The organism is Streptosporangium sp. NPDC053982, from assembly GCF_055585205.1.
On sequence record NZ_JBVJKQ010000008.1, the window covers coordinates 359370 to 375121 of the forward strand.

General features: G+C 70.1%; 18 protein-coding genes. 6 read left to right on the top strand and 12 right to left on the bottom strand.

The window, feature by feature from the left end; translation table 11 throughout:
• Positions 1-7: 7 nt before the first annotated feature.
• The 5 genes from ACZ6W9_RS16965 to ACZ6W9_RS16985 form a co-directional block, all read right to left on the bottom strand.
• Entirely contained in the window at positions 8-1612 is a 1605-nt protein-coding gene (locus ACZ6W9_RS16965; RefSeq protein WP_470118519.1) for a serine/threonine protein kinase, read from the bottom strand.
• A gap of 148 nt (positions 1613-1760) precedes the next feature.
• The gene (locus ACZ6W9_RS16970) at positions 1761-2129 is read right to left on the bottom strand and encodes a hypothetical protein (protein WP_389970054.1); all 369 of its coding nucleotides are present in this window, start codon (positions 2127-2129) and stop codon (positions 1761-1763) included.
• A 101-nt stretch (positions 2130-2230) separates the two neighbouring features.
• Entirely contained in the window at positions 2231-2608 is a 378-nt protein-coding gene (locus tag ACZ6W9_RS16975) for a peptidase inhibitor family I36 protein (protein ID WP_389970056.1), read from the bottom strand.
• Positions 2609-2822: 214 nt separating this feature from the next.
• Positions 2823-3266, bottom strand: a complete 444-nt coding sequence (locus tag ACZ6W9_RS16980; protein ID WP_470118521.1) for an ATP-binding protein — start codon at positions 3264-3266, stop codon at positions 2823-2825.
• A complete protein-coding gene (locus ACZ6W9_RS16985) occupies positions 3263-3559 on the bottom strand; it encodes a hypothetical protein (protein ID WP_470118524.1) in 297 nt (98 codons plus the stop codon). The genes ACZ6W9_RS16980 and ACZ6W9_RS16985 overlap by 4 nt, the downstream gene beginning before the upstream one ends.
• A gap of 290 nt (positions 3560-3849) precedes the next feature.
• Between ACZ6W9_RS16985 and ACZ6W9_RS16990 the strand changes: the two genes are divergently transcribed.
• Positions 3850-4677: a helix-turn-helix domain-containing protein gene (locus tag ACZ6W9_RS16990; protein ID WP_470118527.1), complete on the top strand. Its 828-nt coding sequence runs from the start codon at positions 3850-3852 to the stop codon at positions 4675-4677.
• The gene (locus tag ACZ6W9_RS16995; RefSeq protein WP_389970065.1) at positions 4668-4874 is read left to right on the top strand and encodes a DUF397 domain-containing protein; all 207 of its coding nucleotides are present in this window, start codon (positions 4668-4670) and stop codon (positions 4872-4874) included. Before ACZ6W9_RS16990 ends, ACZ6W9_RS16995 begins: the two co-directional genes overlap by 10 nt.
• A gap of 14 nt (positions 4875-4888) precedes the next feature.
• Here the strand turns inward: ACZ6W9_RS16995 and ACZ6W9_RS17000 are convergent, their stop codons facing one another.
• The gene (locus ACZ6W9_RS17000; RefSeq protein WP_389970068.1) at positions 4889-5431 is read right to left on the bottom strand and encodes an NUDIX hydrolase; all 543 of its coding nucleotides are present in this window, start codon (positions 5429-5431) and stop codon (positions 4889-4891) included.
• Between the two features lie 5 nt (positions 5432-5436).
• Positions 5437-6558 carry an adenosylhomocysteinase gene (locus ACZ6W9_RS17005; protein ID WP_470118530.1) on the bottom strand — a complete coding sequence of 374 codons (1122 nt, stop codon included), beginning with the start codon at positions 6556-6558 and terminating at the stop codon, positions 5437-5439.
• 411 nt (positions 6559-6969) lie between these two features.
• Between ACZ6W9_RS17005 and ACZ6W9_RS17010 the strand changes: the two genes are divergently transcribed.
• Positions 6970-7797 (top strand): helix-turn-helix domain-containing protein, encoded by an 828-nt coding sequence (locus tag ACZ6W9_RS17010; protein ID WP_470118532.1) that lies wholly within the window; start codon positions 6970-6972, stop codon positions 7795-7797.
• Positions 7734-7994 carry a DUF397 domain-containing protein gene (locus tag ACZ6W9_RS17015; RefSeq protein WP_389970077.1) on the top strand — a complete coding sequence of 87 codons (261 nt, stop codon included), beginning with the start codon at positions 7734-7736 and terminating at the stop codon, positions 7992-7994. The genes ACZ6W9_RS17010 and ACZ6W9_RS17015 overlap by 64 nt, the downstream gene beginning before the upstream one ends.
• A 182-nt stretch (positions 7995-8176) precedes the next feature.
• Here ACZ6W9_RS17015 and ACZ6W9_RS17020 read toward each other — a convergent pair whose 3' ends face one another.
• Entirely contained in the window at positions 8177-9169 is a 993-nt protein-coding gene (locus tag ACZ6W9_RS17020; RefSeq protein WP_389970080.1) for a hypothetical protein, read from the bottom strand.
• A 4-nt stretch (positions 9170-9173) separates the two neighbouring features.
• Positions 9174-9671 carry a SigE family RNA polymerase sigma factor gene (locus tag ACZ6W9_RS17025; protein WP_389970083.1) on the bottom strand — a complete coding sequence of 166 codons (498 nt, stop codon included), beginning with the start codon at positions 9669-9671 and terminating at the stop codon, positions 9174-9176.
• Between the two features lie 227 nt (positions 9672-9898).
• On the opposite strand from ACZ6W9_RS17025, the gene ACZ6W9_RS17030 reads away from it, so the two are divergent.
• On the top strand, positions 9899-10477 hold the full coding sequence (locus ACZ6W9_RS17030) for a dienelactone hydrolase family protein (protein WP_389970087.1): 579 nt from the start codon (positions 9899-9901) through the stop codon (positions 10475-10477).
• A 131-nt stretch (positions 10478-10608) separates the two neighbouring features.
• Positions 10609-11385, top strand: a complete 777-nt coding sequence (locus ACZ6W9_RS17035; RefSeq protein WP_470118535.1) for a neutral zinc metallopeptidase — start codon at positions 10609-10611, stop codon at positions 11383-11385.
• Between the two features lie 16 nt (positions 11386-11401).
• Here ACZ6W9_RS17035 and ACZ6W9_RS17040 read toward each other — a convergent pair whose 3' ends face one another.
• The 3 genes from ACZ6W9_RS17040 to ACZ6W9_RS17050 form a co-directional block, all read right to left on the bottom strand.
• Positions 11402-11581, bottom strand: a complete 180-nt coding sequence (locus tag ACZ6W9_RS17040) for a hypothetical protein (protein ID WP_389970093.1) — start codon at positions 11579-11581, stop codon at positions 11402-11404.
• A complete protein-coding gene (locus ACZ6W9_RS17045; RefSeq protein WP_389970096.1) occupies positions 11578-12225 on the bottom strand; it encodes a YHS domain protein in 648 nt (215 codons plus the stop codon). The genes ACZ6W9_RS17040 and ACZ6W9_RS17045 overlap by 4 nt, the downstream gene beginning before the upstream one ends.
• 214 nt (positions 12226-12439) lie before the next feature.
• Positions 12440-15691 (bottom strand): ATP-binding protein, encoded by a 3252-nt coding sequence (locus ACZ6W9_RS17050; RefSeq protein ID WP_470118538.1) that lies wholly within the window; start codon positions 15689-15691, stop codon positions 12440-12442.
• Positions 15692-15752 lie beyond the last annotated feature (61 nt).

Here is a 15752-nt window from a genome sequence, read left to right on the forward strand (position 1 = left end):
GGCCCGGTCAGTCCGTGGGTCGCTCCCCGGCGGAGGCGACGGGTGACGGCGCCGCGGGCCGGTAGCGGGACAGGGCCCGCAGGACGCGTTCGGTGTAGGGCCGCAGCCGCGCGGGGATGCCGTTCTCCTGGCGGATGACGTAGTCGGCGGTCCGGTAGGAGGCCGCGAGGTTCAGTGCGGGATCGCCCGGAACCGCCTCCAGGGCCGGGGCGAAGCGGCAGAGGTAGCGGCCCAGGGCGGGGATGGAGTCCTCCGGGGTGAACGGCGGCTTCGGGACGACGCTGCGCCTGCCCGGGGGCAGGTAGAGCTGCAGCACCTCCGGAGACCAGCGCGCGATGCCGTACTCGTTCTTGACGGGGTCGCTGAGCCGGGGGTCGAAGCCGCTCTCCGCCTTGAGGATGGCCGCCACGGAGGCCGGGTACACGCCCGCCTCGTGGCACATGGTGCCGGCCTGGACGATCAGGTCGTAGTACCGCCGGGGGATGTCGGCGTCGGTCCGGAACCACTTCGAGTAGGCGGACGCCGGACGCTCCCCCTGCCGGATGTCCCCCTGCTGGGCGGACGTCCGGCGCTCCTGCCGCGGGATGCCCGCGCCGTCCCCGTGGACGGGCAGGAGGACGATCCCGGCCGCCACCACGGGAACGACGAGCCTGGCGAGCGCGCGCGGCCGTGACGCCGCCGGTGTACGGCTCGCCGCGACGGGCCGGTCCGCGGCGAGCTCCCGCACCCGTGCCAGCAACCGTTCGGCGCTGTGCTCCCGCCGGTCGGCGTGCCGCGGCGTCAGGCAGTCGGAGATCACCTCCCGCCACTCCGCCGGGAGCGAGGGGTCGAGCGCCGGCGTCGCCTTCCCCCCGGCGTACTCCGCCGCCGCGGCGGCCCGGCCGCGCGCGGTGGTCCCGGCGAACGGGAAGGAGCCGGTGAGCATCTGGTGGGCGATGACGCCGAAGGCCCAGATGTCGGCGGTCGTACGGACCGGCATGCCTCGCTGGCCGAGGGGCTCGGTCCAGCGCTCCGGAGGCACGTAGTCGGACGAGCCGAGGGGCGGGAGGTAACCGTGGGTGCCCTCCAGTTCGGCGGCCAGCCCGAAGTCCGCGAGCCGTACGGAGCCGTCGGCCATGATCAGGATGTTGCTCGGCTTGAGGTCGCCGTGCACCCACCCCTCGGCGTGCAGGTGCGCGATCCCCTCGCAGACCTCCGCGAGCAGCCGCGGGGCGTCGGGGACCGGTCCCGCGTCGTGTTCGCGGCGCAGGTCGGCGAGCGAGCCCGAAGCCAGCTCCATCACCAGGACCGCGGCGCCGTCCAGTCCGGGATGGGCCGGATCGTCGACGGTCAGGGTGTCGAAGAGCCTGATGAGCCGGGGATGTTCCAGACGCTCGTACAGCCTCATCTCGCGGTGCGTCATGTCCGCGAGATGACCCAGCTGACGCCGGTTCAACGTCCCGGTCGGGATGAACTTCAGCGCCACGCGGTCCGGGACGTCATCTCGCCCCTGAGCCGTCCGCCGCGCCTCGTAGACGCTGCTCCAGCCTCCGGTCGCGATGCCGGAGCAGATCTTCCACGCCCCCAGCGTGTATCCCGTCGGAACCCGTACCGCCCAGCCAGCCGGCTCCATTCCTCGATTATGTCGGACGTCCCCGGTCCGCGAGGAAGAAATTGATCTTTCCTCGGAAAAGCGGGCGAATGGGACGCGCTATCGGCGATTTACGGCCGGGCCGTACGATGCCCCCGTCCGGTGAGACCGTACGGCCCGGCCGCGGCTCTCAGCAGCGCGGCAGGCCGGGGATCGGCTCCCAGTTGCCGCCGACGGTCACGTAGACCGCGGAGATCCACCCCTTGGCGCCCCTTGGGGTGTCCAGGTCGGTGTACAGGTACCAGTTGTTCTTGTACTTCCCCTCGGTCCAGGGATGCGCGGCGTTCTGCCTCTGGCAGAAGAAGTAGTTGCGTCCCGCGTAGAGCGTGCCGATGGGAAGGTCGTCATGAGGGGTGGGGGCCGCCCAGCCCGAGGCGTTCTTCCAGGTGTTGTAGTAGTAGCGGGCCTGCGCGTTCGCGGCCGGTCCGGCCGCGGTGAACACACCGCCGCAGACGGCCAGGGCCGTCAGCACCGCACCGATTCGTCGTCTGCTGTTCAAGCTTTTCCTCCCGTGCCTGAAAAAGAATTCCCCGTAGGCGGTTGTGCTCGAAGCGGGTGAGAACGAGCCGCGTGGGCGGGTCCGGTCCCCTCGGTGGGCCGTCAGCCGTCGATGCAGACCCTGTCCACCTTGTTGCTGTTGTCCGTCAGGCTCTTCATCGCGCCCTTCGGGACCGATTCCAGGTAGTCCCAGTAGCCGATCTCGTAGCCGATCCAGTTGTAGAGGTGGACCGTCCCGTTGCCCCTGTTGTAGATGGAGGAGATCCGGTCGTTGAGGCCCATCTGCCCCAGGTCGAAGCACTTGCCGCCGCTGGGCGCGACCCAGATCCTGTTCGTCCCGTTGCCGCCGTCGTAGTAGCAGGAGTAGCCGGGGCTGCAATCCCACGCGAGGGCGCCGGCCTGCGCCGGGGTGGTGGCCAGGGGCGTCACCGCGACCGTGGCCGCCGCCAGCAGCACGCCGATCGTGCGTCGTGTCCTCACTATGATCACTCTCCTCTTGGGCTCGGTGACGAGTGGTGCGTGATCGTTCTGCGCCGGGGGTCATGGTCCGTCGCTTCCCCGTCCGTGTGTTCTCCGGGCGCAGGGACATCCTGTGCCGAGGACCCGGATTTCCGTAACCTGTAGGGTTCGAGGGAGCGGGAGGGCGCACTCCTTTTCAAGCCTTCAAGCCTTCAAGGCACCGAGGCCGAAGATCTCACGGCCCCCGGGGCGGGTCGCGGAGCATTTCGAACCAGACGGATCTTCCCGCCTCGTCGTCGTGTCCGGAGGCGCCCCAGGCGGTGGCGAGGAGGGCGACCAGCCACAGCCCCCGTCCGCCGTCGTCGTCGGTCCGCGGCACGTGCACGGCGGGCGCGCTGGTGGCCGAGCCGTCGTCGACGACCTCGACGTGGACGCCCCCGGGGCCGTGGGCCAGGTGGACGGTCACCCGGCCGCCAGCCGTACGGCCGGAGTCTGAGTGGGTGACGGCGTTGGTGACGACCTCGCTGAGCAGCAGCAGGACGTCGTCGAGGACGCCGGGGGCGAGCCGTACGGCCAGCAGGTCGCGGGCCCAGGCGCGGGCGGCCGGCACGGAGGACACCCGACCGGGGAACTCCCGCCGCCACACGCGGGCCCGTACGGCCCGCCCGTCCGGTCTCACGCGGCCACCCCGGTGGCCCCGGAGACCTCGGCCCTGACGATGTCGGCCGCGTTGTCGGCCTCCGCCCACACCCATTCGTCCCGCCGCCATAGACGCACCCACCAGGGCCGCCAGGTGAAGACCCAGTCGCGGCGGTGCCGCACGGCCGTGATTCGGGCGAGGACCCCGGCCGCCGCGTGAACCTCCAGGACGGGGTCCCCGGCCACCGGCAGGACCAGCGAGGTGCGCACCCCGAGGACGCGCAGGTCCCAGCCGAGCCGTACCAGGTGGATGAACCGGGTCTGCTGCTCCACGGTTGCGGGGTCCGGGATGTTCGAGGGGCCGGGAGAGGAATGGGAAATGCTGTTTTCCTGATGGGGCATCGCTGATTTCTCTCCTGTCCGAAGGGGGCTCATCCGCTTTCCCGTCCTTCCTGCCGGAAGGGGAATGCGTGTGATTAGATTGCCCTCGCGGCAGGTGAGGAAATTGCCGGTCCGCATAACCGGAGATGGCGGGGGATGACGACCGCCGGTTTACGCAAACCGTGTCGCGGTATCGCCGCCGGAACAGGGAGCCCGTTTTTCTCATTTTCGGGAGGAATGCGATGAGCGTCGAGCCTTTCCTCGACCCCGCCTCACCGCGGATGCGGTTCGGCGCGGAGATGCGCCGGCTGCGGGAGGAGGCCCAGCTCTCCCAGGCGGCGGTGGCCGCCCGGCTGGGCTGCACCCAGACCCAGGTGAGCCGCCTGGAAGCCGCGACCCGCACCCCGTCGAGGTCGGACGCCGAGCGGCTGGACCGCTTCTACGGCCTGGAGGGCGCCACCTCCTTCACCCGGCTCTACCACCGCATCCTCGCCAAGCCGGGCAGCCCGGCCTGGTTCATGAGCTGGACCGAGGAGATCGAACCCAACGCACTGGTCCTCCAATCATGGGATCCACTCCTCGTCCCGGGTCTCCTTCAGGCCGAGGCGTACGCGCGGCACGTGCTCAAGCACAGCGTCCGGATCACTCCGGAGGAGTTGGAGGAGCGCGTGAGGATGCGCATGAGGCGAGGTCAGATCTTTGACAGAGATGCCTCTCCGTTGTTCACGGCCCTCATCGACGAGGGGGTGCTGCATCGCGAGGTCGGAGACGCCGAAGTGATGCGCGAGCAGCTCGATCATCTACTGGAGATGGCTCAGCGGCCTGCGATCTCCGTGCAGATCGTCGATCCGAAATGCCTGGCGGGCATGTCGGGTGCTTTTATGATCGCCGAGCTTCCGAACGGCCAGCCGGACACGATCCATGCCGATTCCTCGGTTGAGGGGCAGGTTACGGACGACTATGAATCCGTGGTTTCGGTTAGAAACCAATATGAGGCGCTACGCCGAAGTGCTTATCCTGAACGTATGTCCCTCAAAATGGTCGAGGAAGCGAGGCGGACATGGACCTGAGCGGTGCCGTGTGGCGCAAGTCATCATGTTCCGGTCCTAACGGTGGGCAGTGCGTCGAGGTCGCTTCCAACCTGCCCGGAACCGTCGCAGTCCGCGACAGCAAGGACCCCTTCGGTCCCGCGTTGCTGTTCGCTCCCGCCACATGGCGATCCTTCGTCGGCGAGGTCAAGGCCGGCGAGTTCGACTCGCCGGCCTGATCGATACGGCCGAGTCAGCGAAGTGCCTGGATGACGCGGTGCCGCAGAGCGGTGCCGTTGATGTCGTCGGCGGCCCGCCAGGCGGCGTCGGTGATCTCCTCGGTCTGGAGCGGGCCGACATCGGCGGTGGTGCGGAAGAGGAACCGGAAGTCGAAGTGCTGGTGAGCGGGCTCGCCCTTGGCGTCGTTGGCTGGAATCGGGTGGACGTCGATGTGGACGGGACGGTCACCGACCGGGGTGACGGCGTGGGAGGGGACGCCGGTCTCCTCGACGAGTTCACGCAGGGCCGCGTCCAGGAGGGTGGCGTCGGACGGCTCCAGATGACCGCCGGGCAGGAGCCATCTGTCCAGGGCGAGATGGTGGATGTGCAGGACGCGCCCGTCAGGGTCGGCGAGGATCGCGCCTGCGGTGGCATGGCCGCGGAACTCCTTGCGGGACGTGAGGCCGGCGCCGTCGTCCAGCAGTTCCAGGATCGGGGCGAGGCCGCGCTTCTCCTCGGGATGCGCGTCGAGGTAGTCGCCGATGACGGCGCGGATGTGGTCTGCCGTGATGGCCAAGTCGATCACCTGTTGAAGTAGGAGAGCCAGATCGCCGCGATGGCGGCGCGGTCGGCCGTGGAGACCTCGTGTATACCGGGGGCGAGGTCGCCGCGGGTGAGCATTCCGATTCCGGCGAGTATCTCGGCTTGGACCAGGAAGATGAACGGTCCGACACTCGCGCCGTGCAGGAAGTTGACGGCGTTACCGCCGTTCGCCAGGTAGAAATAGTGACCGGTTGTCTGATAGCGGGTGACATGGTCGCCGACCATCGTGCGGGTGTAGACGTCCGGCAGTCCGTCGAGTTCCAGTTCGTCCTCACTTGAGGTGACGGTGGCAACGTAGGCGCCGTTGCGCAGATGGGGGAAGTCCTCGCCGCGCAGGGAGACCGCGCCGGTCGCGCAGAGCACAAGCCCGGCTCCGGCCAGGGCGCTGTGCCGGTCATGGGCCACGGCGAAGCCCTGGGACATGGCCTGGGTGCGCCGGACGGGGTCGATGTCGAAGACGGTGACCTGGACTCCCTTGGCGTGCAGCAGGCGGGCGATCGAGCTGCCGAGTTTGCCGAAGCCGATCACCAGGGCCGTGCGGCCGTGCGGGATGTCACCGCGGCTGCGCATGACGGCCTCGGTGGAGAAGACCACCGACTGGCCGACGAGGAAGTCCTCGGGGTCCTTCAGCGGCGAACGGGCGACCGAGATCACCGGGCAGGGAAGTCCGCCGAGAGCCTGGTAGCGCCGGTGGCCGTTCTCGGTGTCCTCGATCACTCCGAGAAGACGGCCGGAGAAACTTCCGTTCAGGTCGTTCAAGGTCGGGGCGAAGTAGCCGCCGACGTCCAGCAGCACGATCGGCTCGGCGGCGGCCCGGGACTCGAAGTAGTCCAGCGCCGTCTCGGGCCGGTCGAACAGCTCGCGGGAGAGCGCGTCGACCGGGACGGTCTGTTCGACCTCGCGCTGCGCGGCAGCAGTGATCGACTTCGGCTTGGGCAGCACCGCCCGCAGACGGCTCATGGCCGCGACCGCGTGGACGAAGCATGGTCGTTCGGGCAGAAGGTGCGTCACCAGAAAGGACGTGACCTGTTCATCGGTGACGAACCGAGCGGTGATTTTGGCGAAGTAGGCGTCCAGCCGGGCACGTTCGAATGCTTCCATGATCATCTCTCTCGGGGTGAAGGTGGATCTTGTACGGGATGGCCGGACGCCGCGTCGGTGAGTCAAGGGCCGGTTCCGGGTTGTGGCGACGAAGGGACGGCCGGTGCTGGACGAGCGGAGGGGAGCGCCCTGTCATGTGTGGTGCGGGCAGAGAAGAGCCTGCCGGAAAGGTTGCTTTCCCGATGATGTACCGCTGGTTTCTCTCCTGTCCGAAGGGGGATCATCCGCTTTCCCGCCCTTCCTGCCGGAAGGGGAATGCGTGTGATTAGATTGCCCTCGCGGCAGGTGAGGAAATTGCCGGTCCGCATAACCGGAGATGGCGGGGGATGACGACCGCCGGTTTACGCAAACCGTGTCGCGGTATCGCCGCCGGAACAGGGAGCCCTTTTTCTCTTTTTCGGGAGGAATGCGATGAGCGTCGAGCCTTTCCTCGACCCCGCCTCACCGCGGATGCGGTTCGGCGCGGAGATGCGCCGGCTGCGGGAGGAGGCCCGGCTCTCCCAGGCGGCGGTGGCCGCCCGGCTGGGCTGCACCCAGACCCAGGTGAGCCGTCTGGAGGCCGCGACCCGCACCCCGTCGAGGGCGGACGCCGAGCGGCTGGACCGCTTCTACGGCCTGGAGGGCGCCACCTCCTTCACCCGGCTCTACCACCGCATCCTCGCCAAGCCGGGCAGCCCGGCCTGGTTCATGAGCTGGACCGAGGAGATCGAACCCAACGCACTGGTCCTGCGCTCCTGGGACCCGCTCCTCGTCCCCGGCCTGCTACAGACTGAGGCATACGCCCGGCATATCTTCATCAATGGCCCCCGTGCTGCTCCCGAGGAGGTGGAGGAACGCGTCCAGGCCCGCATGCGACGTCAGCTGATCCTCGGTCGAGAGAACTCTCCCCTGCTTCTGGTTCTCCTCGATGAGGGTGTGCTGCGTCGCAAGGTCAGCAGCTCGGAAGTGATGCGTGAGCAGCTCTCACACCTGCTGGAGATCACGCAACGACCCGACGTCTCAATTCAGATCGTCGACCCGGAGTGCATGGCCGGACTGGCCGGGCCTTTTATGATCGCCAAGCTTCCGAACGGACAACCGGACACCGTTCACGCGGATTCGCCTGTCGAAGGACAGGTTACGGACGACCCTATCTACGTGGCCTCGATATGGGACCGCTATGAAGCGATACGCCAATGGGCTTATCCTGGACATATATCCACGAAAAAGATCGAGGAAGCGAGGCGGGAGTGGACCTGAGCGCCGCAGTGTGGCGGAAGTCATCACGTTCTTCAGACAATGGTGGGCAGTGTGTCGAGGTCGCCTCCAACCTGCCCGGGACCGTCGCGGTCCGCGACAGCAAGGACCCCGCCGGTTCCGCGCTCCTGTTCGCCCCCGCCGTATGGCGGTCCTTCATCGAGGAGGTGAAGGCCGGAGGGTTCGGCCCTCCGGCCTGACCGATACGACCGGATCAGTTTCGATCATTCCTTAAGCCGAGTGCCGCCCATACCTTTCACCTGTAACCCTCGTCCGGACAACCGGTCGGGTCTCCTGTGTCTCGTAATGTTGTCGAGCCGTCCGATGAGGAGACCCGACAGCTCATGATCACGGCCCCTGAACCGGTTGCCGGATGGCACGATCACTCCCCGTCATAAACGGCCACCGTCAGCGTTCCGGGGCGCCGCAGGTACTGCGGGATGGACGTCTCCAGGTGGACCCTGATCGTTGTCGTCTTCTCACCGCTTGGCCGTTTGCCCAGATGGAGATACCCGCTCTCGGGAAGGGCGGAGCAGACGAGAAAGCCCTTGACCGGGCGCCCGTTCACCCACACCTCGTGCCTGAGCCGCTCGGCGAGGTCGTCGCCGCAGTAGGTGACGACGGCCAGGCTGCGGCCCCTGTTCGGCACGGTGAGCGTCACCTCACGGGTACCGGGCCAGGTGGCGCTGCCCTTGGCGGTCAGGCTGAGGTCCTTCCCGATCTTCGCGGGCGGGTCCACCGGGGGTGAGGCGGTCCGCGTCGTGGCCGGCGGGGTCCACTCGTACACGCCGAACCGCCATTTTCCCGGAGGCATCTTCTCCGAGTATGCCTTGACGGTGAATCTCACCGTCCGTGTCCCGGCGGGGAAGGGCTGCATGTCGACCGCCTTGCCCCGCTCGCACGAGTTCATCAGAAAGGGCGCCGGTGACAGCATGAAGTCCTTGTCCAGGCCCGGCACCCGCGCGCTGACATTCGGTTGCGCGGCTTTGGGGGAAGGGCAGTCAGGCAGGATGGCCACCGGCTTACCGCTCACCTCCACCTGAAACGTCTTCGATTCCTCGCGCGACGGGTCGAAGACCGCCGTGGTGAGTCTGCGGTAGACGGTGCCGTCGGACTCCTCGTACCGGGCCGGGAGCTTCTCGGTCACTTTCGCGGTGGTCGGCTGATCGACGTGGTCCGGCCCGCGCAGGCCGGCGATCGCTCCCGTGGTGACGACCGCGACGGTGGCGGTGACAGCGGCGGTGACGGCCGCCAGCCGGCGCCGCCGCGCGCCGCGCGTCCTGGCCCGCAGTGAGTGCCACGGGATCGGGCGGTCGAGTGCGGGGCGGCTGCGCTCGTCCAGCAGGCCGCGGAGTTCTCCCTGGTCGACATGCATGGTGCTACCCCCTCCTGTCGTACGCGAACGACTCGTCCATCCGAAGCTTCGCCAATGCCCTGCTCGCCTGGCTCTTGACCGTCCCGACGCTGCAGCCGAGCGTCGAAGCGGTCTGGGCTTCGGTCAGGTCCTCGAAGAACCGCAGCACGACGACGGCCCGTTGCCGGGCGGGCAACCGGCCGAGTGCCTGCCAGACCAGTTCGCGGTCGTCGGCCTGTCCCATGTGGTCGGCCGCCTGCGTCCGGTCGGGCGGTGACTCCCTGGTCAACTCGGCCTGTCTCCAGCGACGCCGCCACCAGGAGACGTGCAGGTTCACAATGATCTTGCGGACGTACGCCTCACGTTCGTCGCCCAGACGCGGCCACGCCTGCCATGCCTTCAGCAGCGCCGTCTGCACCAGGTCCTCGGCCGCTCCCCAGTCACGGGCGAGCAGGTAGGCGGTGCGGAGCAGCCGGTGCCACGACGCCTCGACGAACGCGTCGTACTCGGATCGATCCGCCATGTACGGTCCTTCTTCAGATGACAGTCACCCGCCTTTACGCCGCCGGAAGCACAGAAGGTTGCTCAGTCTCAAGAAGCCGTCTTCCATCGCTCTTCTGCGACCACTGACCGGCGAGGAACGCGGACATCCGGCCGGAGCGTGGCCGATCGTCGGGATTGTCGGTGTGCCCCGCCATACTCGTCCCCCGGCGGAAGCCGTCCCGGTGCCGCCGGACGAAGGGAGTGAGTATGGCCGAGGTTCTCCTGTTCCACCATGTGCACGGGCTGACGGCCGGGGTGCTGGAGTTCGCCGAGGAGCTCAGGCGGGCCGGGCACACCGTCCATGCCCCTGACCTGTACGAGGGGGAGGTCTTCGACGACTTCGAGGAGGGCGTCGCCCACGCGCAGAAGGTCGGGTTCGACGTGCTGACCGAGCGTGGGCGGGCCGCCGCCGAGGGGCTGCCCGGCGAGCTGGTCCACGCCGGGTTCTCGCTCGGCGTCCTCCCGGCGCAGTCGCTGGCCCAGACGCGGCCCGGCGCGAAGGGCGCGCTGCTGTTCCACGCCTGCATGCCGGTCTCGGAGTACGGCGGTGCGTGGCCGGAGGGGGTTCCGGTGCAGGTCCACGGCATGGACGCCGACGAGCTCTTCGTCGCTGAGGGCGACCTCGATGCGGCCCGCGCCCTGGTCGTGGAGGCCAAGGACGCCGAGCTGTTCCTCTACCCGGGTGACCGGCACCTGTTCGCCGACCCGAGCCTGTCCACGTACGACGCGGAGGCCACCGCGCTGCTCACCGAACGCGTGCTCCGCTTCCTCGACACCGTCCGCTGAGCCACGGGCGGTTCGCCCTAGTCGGTGCGTCACGGATGTTTTGTCAGTGATTGGGTAGCGGCGGGCGGGTGACGCCGACGACGAACCCCCGCCCGCCTCGTCCCCGCGCCCGGTTACGGGCGATCTCCGCCGTGATCGCCGCACTGGTGCTGTTGCTCCCGGCCTGCTCGGCGGGGGACGGCGAGCACCGCAGCATCACCGACGTGATCAAGCAGGCGATCGACGACGTCAAGCGGCACCGGGAGCAGAAGAGCGGCACCACACCGAGCCGACGGGACTCGGCTCCTCTGGGCACCGACGGGCGCACGTCCTTCGACTACGCCGCCTACCAGCGCACCCTGTCGGCCACCCTCGGCCTGCTGGAGCGGTACTGGAGCAGCCAGGTGCCGGAACTGGGCGGCTCCTACGGCAAGCCGCGCGCCTACACCTACTACCGCTCCGACGAGGGCGGCGGCCCGGCCTGCGGCGACCAGCCCGCGCCCGCCCGCAACGCCTTCTACTGCCCGGCCGGGGACTTCATCGCGTGGGACGAGTCCGGGCTGATGATCCCGTACTACGTCAGCGGCGGCGACTTCGCCGCGTCCTTCGTACTGGCCCACGAGTTCGGTCACGCCATGCAGGCCCGGCTGCCGCGCCAGGAGCAGGCCGGAGTGCTGCGCGAGCTGCAGGCCGACTGCTTCGCCGGGGCGTGGGCGCGGTGGGTGGCGCAGCAGAACCTGCTGGAGGAGGGCGATCTGGACGAGGCCACGCTGGCGGTCTTCTCCGGCCGGGACCTGCCCGGCACCGCGTGGACCGACCCGGCCGCCCACGGCAGCGGGTTCGAACGAACCCGCGCCTTCGGCGACGGCTTCGAGTCCGGCGCCAAGACCTGCTACCCCGCCCCCGCCGAACGCTGGATCCTCCGCTGACGTCGACGCCAGGCCGTCAGGCGAGATCTTCGACGAAGGCGGAGAGTCGGACGACGTTGCGGCATTCGCGCATCGGGACGACCGCGCCGTAGGCGCTCGCCAACGAGTCGCCGGTGTCCCACCGGCTCACCGGCTCGGGGTTGAGCCAGCGGGCGGGCCGGGCCACGGCCGGTCCGCCCGGCGTTCCGCCGTTCACCGTACCGCTTCGGCCAGCCTGTCGGCGAAGTGGCGGCGGCAGGAGAGGCAGCAGAAACCGTAGGTCGTGCCCTCGTGTTCCAACGTCGCCACCGGATCCCTGGTGGTCATGCCGCACACCGGATCGACGAACACGCCGGGGTCAGCCGGAGCCGGGGTTCCGGTCCTGGCGTCACTGATCATTTCCAGCAGCGCCGACTCGCCGACGACCCGGCCCGACATCCCGTATCCGCCCTCCGGCACACCGATGACGTGTACCTCGACGTACGGCTCGCGGTGGTGGCGCTCGGGGTCGGGGTCGGCCTGTGAGATCACCCGGGTGACGGCGGCGACGAAGAACGCGCTCATGTCCTTGCGCCAGGGGCCGGGCACGTACACGCGCGCCACGTAGCGGGTCGGCCCGGCCGGGCCCAGCACGTTCCCGCCGACGACCCAGGTGCCGATCTCGTGCACGACCACATGGGTGATCGTGTCCAGGAAGTCCATCACCCCGGGATCGGTGCCGGACCCCTCGTCGCCGCCCACGACGTCGCGGATGGCGTCCACATGGGTCAGCAGCGCCTTCATGGTGAGCCCCTCGGCGAGCCGGCGCAGCTGCTCGGGGCTCTTCGTCCCGCGCGGAACGAACAGTTCGAGGAACATCATCTCCAGGACCTCCAGAACCGGCCGGGTCGATGCCGGCCGGACGCGTCGCGTACGGGCTGACGGGACACACCCTGGCGTTGCGACCTGTCAGACGGCTCTCAAGCCGCTCTCAGCCGGCTAGGGCGGCTCTCACCCCGCTTCTGGCCGACGATCCGCTGCTCCCGGCCGGCCGCGGTCTGGCGGCCGCCGGGCAGCCGGACCACCGGGCCCGTGGTCAGTGCGACAGCCGGTCGGAGACGACGGCGAGCGCGTCGTCACGGCCGAGACCTCGGCCACGGTCGTAGGCGGCCCGGTACGCTTCCGGGCCGAGCGCGGCCCGCAGTTCACGGCTCACCCTGCGGACATCGGGATCGCCGACGTCGGGGACACCACGCAACGCGTGGGCGGCACCGAGCACGGAGGCGGCGTCCCCGGCTGCACCGCTACGCAGCGCGAGTTCCGCCACGCCCACCGCGATCTGCGCCACCATCGGCATGTCAGGCATCGAGGAGGCCAGTGTGAACGCCTCCCGCAGATGGGCACGGGCCACGTGGAGGTCACCGGTGGACAGGGCCAGCCGTCCCCGGCCCAACCGCAGCAACGCGTCATTGAAGCAACCGTCGCCGAGCCGCTCGGCGGCCAGGTCGATCTGGGCCGCGGCTTCGGCCGGCTCACCGCTGTGCCGGCTCAGATCGGCCAGGAAGAGCCGCGCCATCGCCTCGGTGGCGTGCGGCGTCCTCTCGTCGAGGACCGCCAGCAACCCGGCGCGCGCCGCCACGGGCCCTCCGGTCCGGGCCCGCAGCATGGCGAGCCAGACGCGCTGGAAGTGATCGGAGCCTCCCAGGTCCCGGATCAGCGTGATCGACTCCTCCAGGGCCGAAGCGCCCGCGCGGGCATCGTCGGACATGCCCTCGGCGAGCCCGAGATAGGTCAGCGAGGTGGCCAGCCCCCAGCGTTCCCCGGCGTCCCGGAAGGCCGCCGCCGCTGCCGCGAGGTCCCGCCGCATCGTCGCCATGCCGCCGTCGGCGGCGCCGGCCAGCATGGCGCGGGTGAGGGCCAGCATCCCCCGGTGCCAGGGATCCGCGGGCGGTGGTCGCCGGTCGATCGCGGTGAGGCCGGCGGGGACGTCGTTCCCGAGCAGAGCCAGCAGCGCTGCCACCAGCGTCGCGGCCGTGTGGTCGGCGTCGCGGCCGAACGGCCCGGCGGCCGTTCCGGCCGCTTCCGCGGTTTCCGCGGTTCCGGCTGCTTCGGCTGATTCGGCCACCGGGATCGTTCCGGCTGCCCCGGCTGCCGGGATCGCTCCGGCCGCTTCGGTGGTCTCGACCGGCGAGATGGTTCCGGCCGCCGAGGCGGTCGCTTCCGCGTCCGGTACGCGCCCGCTGAGCACCGCGTGGAACAGGTACTGCGCCGCCACCTGCGTGCTCGCCGTCACCGGGGCCGCGCCGGGAACGGTCAGCGCGGTGCGTAACCGGTCGGCGGCCTCGGCATGGCCTCCCCGGATCGCCCAGAACAGCCCGAGCGCGGCGCCCAGCCTTCTGGCCGTGGCGGCATTCCCGGCCTCGGCCGCGAAGTCCAGTGCGGTGAGCAGGTTGTCCTCCTCGGCCGTCAGCACCCCGAGCCAGTACGGCTGGCCGGCGCCACGCAGATGCGGCGCCGCCCGCTCGGCGAGTTCGAGGAAGCAGGCCGCGTGCGCGACGCGCGCGGAGCCGGCCAGGCCGCTGTCGGCGAGCCGTTCCAGGCCGTACTCACGGATCGTGGCCAGCATCCGGTACCGCTCGCCCACCAGCTGCAGCAGCGACCTGTCCACCAGTGTGTCCAACGTCTCCCAGCCGACACCCACACGGTCGGCGGCCTCGGCGGTGAACGAGGACGGGAACACCGCCAGCCGGGCCGCCCGCGCACGCTCCGCGTCGGACAGCAGGTCCCAGCTCCAGGCCACCACCGCCCGCAGGGTCCGATGCCGCTCCGGCGCCGAACGCGCCCCGTGGGCCAGCACCCGGAAACGGTCGTCGAGACGGGCCAGGAGCCGCCCGAGCGTCATGGTCCGCAACCGGGCGGCCGCCAGCTCGATCGCCAGCGGCAACCCGTCCAACCGGCGGCATACCTCCGTCACCTCGGCCGCGGTGTCCTCGGTGAGCGCGAAGCCGGGGCTCACCGCGGCCGCGCGGTCGGCGAACAGCCGTGTCGCGGGACTCTCCGCCTCCGGGGCGTCGGGCAGCGGCAGCGGCGGAACAGGACACAGCCGCTCGCCGGTGACGCCGAGAGGTTCACGACCGGTGGCCAGCACCCGCAGGCGTGGGCACCGGGCCAGCAACTCGCCGACCAGTCCCGCGACGGCCTCGATCACATGTTCGCAGTTGTCCAGTACGAGCAGCGTCTCACCGGACGCCAGCACCTCGACCAGGCGGCGCACCGGATCGCCCGACCCGGCGGAGGTGTCCGGAACGCCCACCTCACGTGGCCCCAGCGCCGTGAGCACGGCCCGCGCGACATCACCGGCGGTCACCGAGGCCAGCTCCACCAGCCACACCCCGCCGTCGGTGCGCGCGGTGATCCTGGACGCGGACTCGGTCGCGAGCCGTGTCTTGCCCACGCCTCCCGGGCCGACCAGGGTCACCAGCCGGCCTTCTTCCAGCCGCGCGTGGATCCGTGCCACCTCTCCGGCACGTCCGACGAAACTCGTCAGCGGTGTGCGCAGGTTCCCCCTCGGCCGATTCCCGTCCCGCCGGTCATCGGCCGGCCGGGCGCCGTCCGGCTGTCCGCCGCGCAACACGGCCAGGTGCGCCCGCCGTACCTCCGGCCCCGGGTCGCACCCCAGCTCGTCGGCCAGCCGTCGCCGGACGTCCTCATAGAGGGCCAGCGCCTCCGCCGGCCGGCCGTCGGCGTCCAGGGCTCGTATCAGCAGGGCGCACAACCGCTCACGCAACGGGTACGCCGCGGTCAACTCGGTCAGCTCGGCCACCGGCGGCGACGCCGGCCCGCACGCGAGGTCGGCCTCCACCCGGTCCTCGATCGCGGCCAGCCGCAGCTCCCGAAGCCGTACGGCGGCGGCCACGGCGTAGGGCGCGTCCGCGGCGTCGATCAGCGGTTCACCCCGCCACAGCGCCGACGCCTCCCTCAACCGGCTCCTCGCCAGCCCGGCGTCACCCGTCCGCAACGCTCGCCGTCCCTCGTCCGCCAGCCGTTCGAACAGACAGGCGTCCACCGCCTCCGGCGGCAGATCGAGCCGATACCAGCCGCTCCCGGACCGCACGATCCGCTCGTCCGGAAGGGCCCGCCGCAGCCGCCACATCAACGACTGCAGCGCCGCCGCCGGATCCTCCGGAGCCGCCTCCGGCCACAGCGCGTCCACCAGGGAGCCCGTGGCGACCGGGTGCCCGACGTCCACCGCGAGCCGGATCAACAGCGCCTTCAGCCGAGTGCCGCCGATCCTCACCACGTCGTGGCCGACGGTCACCTCCAACGGCCCCAGTATCGACACGCGCATGTCCACACCCTGCCACGGGTGGCGGCGGTACGCCTTCCCCGCGCGGACCGTGCGCCTCCCT

Bases quoted from the DNA above. Each gene is read 5' to 3' on its own strand.
- ACZ6W9_RS16965 (WP_470118519.1), bottom strand. From the start codon at position 1,612: ATGGAGCCGGCTGGCTGGGCGGTACGGGTTCCGACGGGATACACGCTG.
- ACZ6W9_RS16990 (WP_470118527.1), top strand. From the start codon at position 3,850: ATGAGCGTCGAGCCTTTCCTCGACCCCGCCTCACCGCGGATGCGGTTC.
- ACZ6W9_RS16995 (WP_389970065.1), top strand. From the start codon at position 4,668: ATGGACCTGAGCGGTGCCGTGTGGCGCAAGTCATCATGTTCCGGTCCT.
- ACZ6W9_RS17005 (WP_470118530.1), bottom strand. From the start codon at position 6,558: ATGGAAGCATTCGAACGTGCCCGGCTGGACGCCTACTTCGCCAAAATC.
- ACZ6W9_RS17010 (WP_470118532.1), top strand. From the start codon at position 6,970: ATGAGCGTCGAGCCTTTCCTCGACCCCGCCTCACCGCGGATGCGGTTC.
- ACZ6W9_RS17015 (WP_389970077.1), top strand. From the start codon at position 7,734: ATGGGCTTATCCTGGACATATATCCACGAAAAAGATCGAGGAAGCGAG.
- ACZ6W9_RS17020 (WP_389970080.1), bottom strand. From the start codon at position 9,169: ATGCATGTCGACCAGGGAGAACTCCGCGGCCTGCTGGACGAGCGCAGC.
- ACZ6W9_RS17025 (WP_389970083.1), bottom strand. From the start codon at position 9,671: ATGGCGGATCGATCCGAGTACGACGCGTTCGTCGAGGCGTCGTGGCAC.
- ACZ6W9_RS17030 (WP_389970087.1), top strand. From the start codon at position 9,899: ATGGCCGAGGTTCTCCTGTTCCACCATGTGCACGGGCTGACGGCCGGG.
- ACZ6W9_RS17045 (WP_389970096.1), bottom strand. From the start codon at position 12,225: ATGATGTTCCTCGAACTGTTCGTTCCGCGCGGGACGAAGAGCCCCGAG.
- ACZ6W9_RS17050 (WP_470118538.1), bottom strand. From the start codon at position 15,691: ATGCGCGTGTCGATACTGGGGCCGTTGGAGGTGACCGTCGGCCACGAC.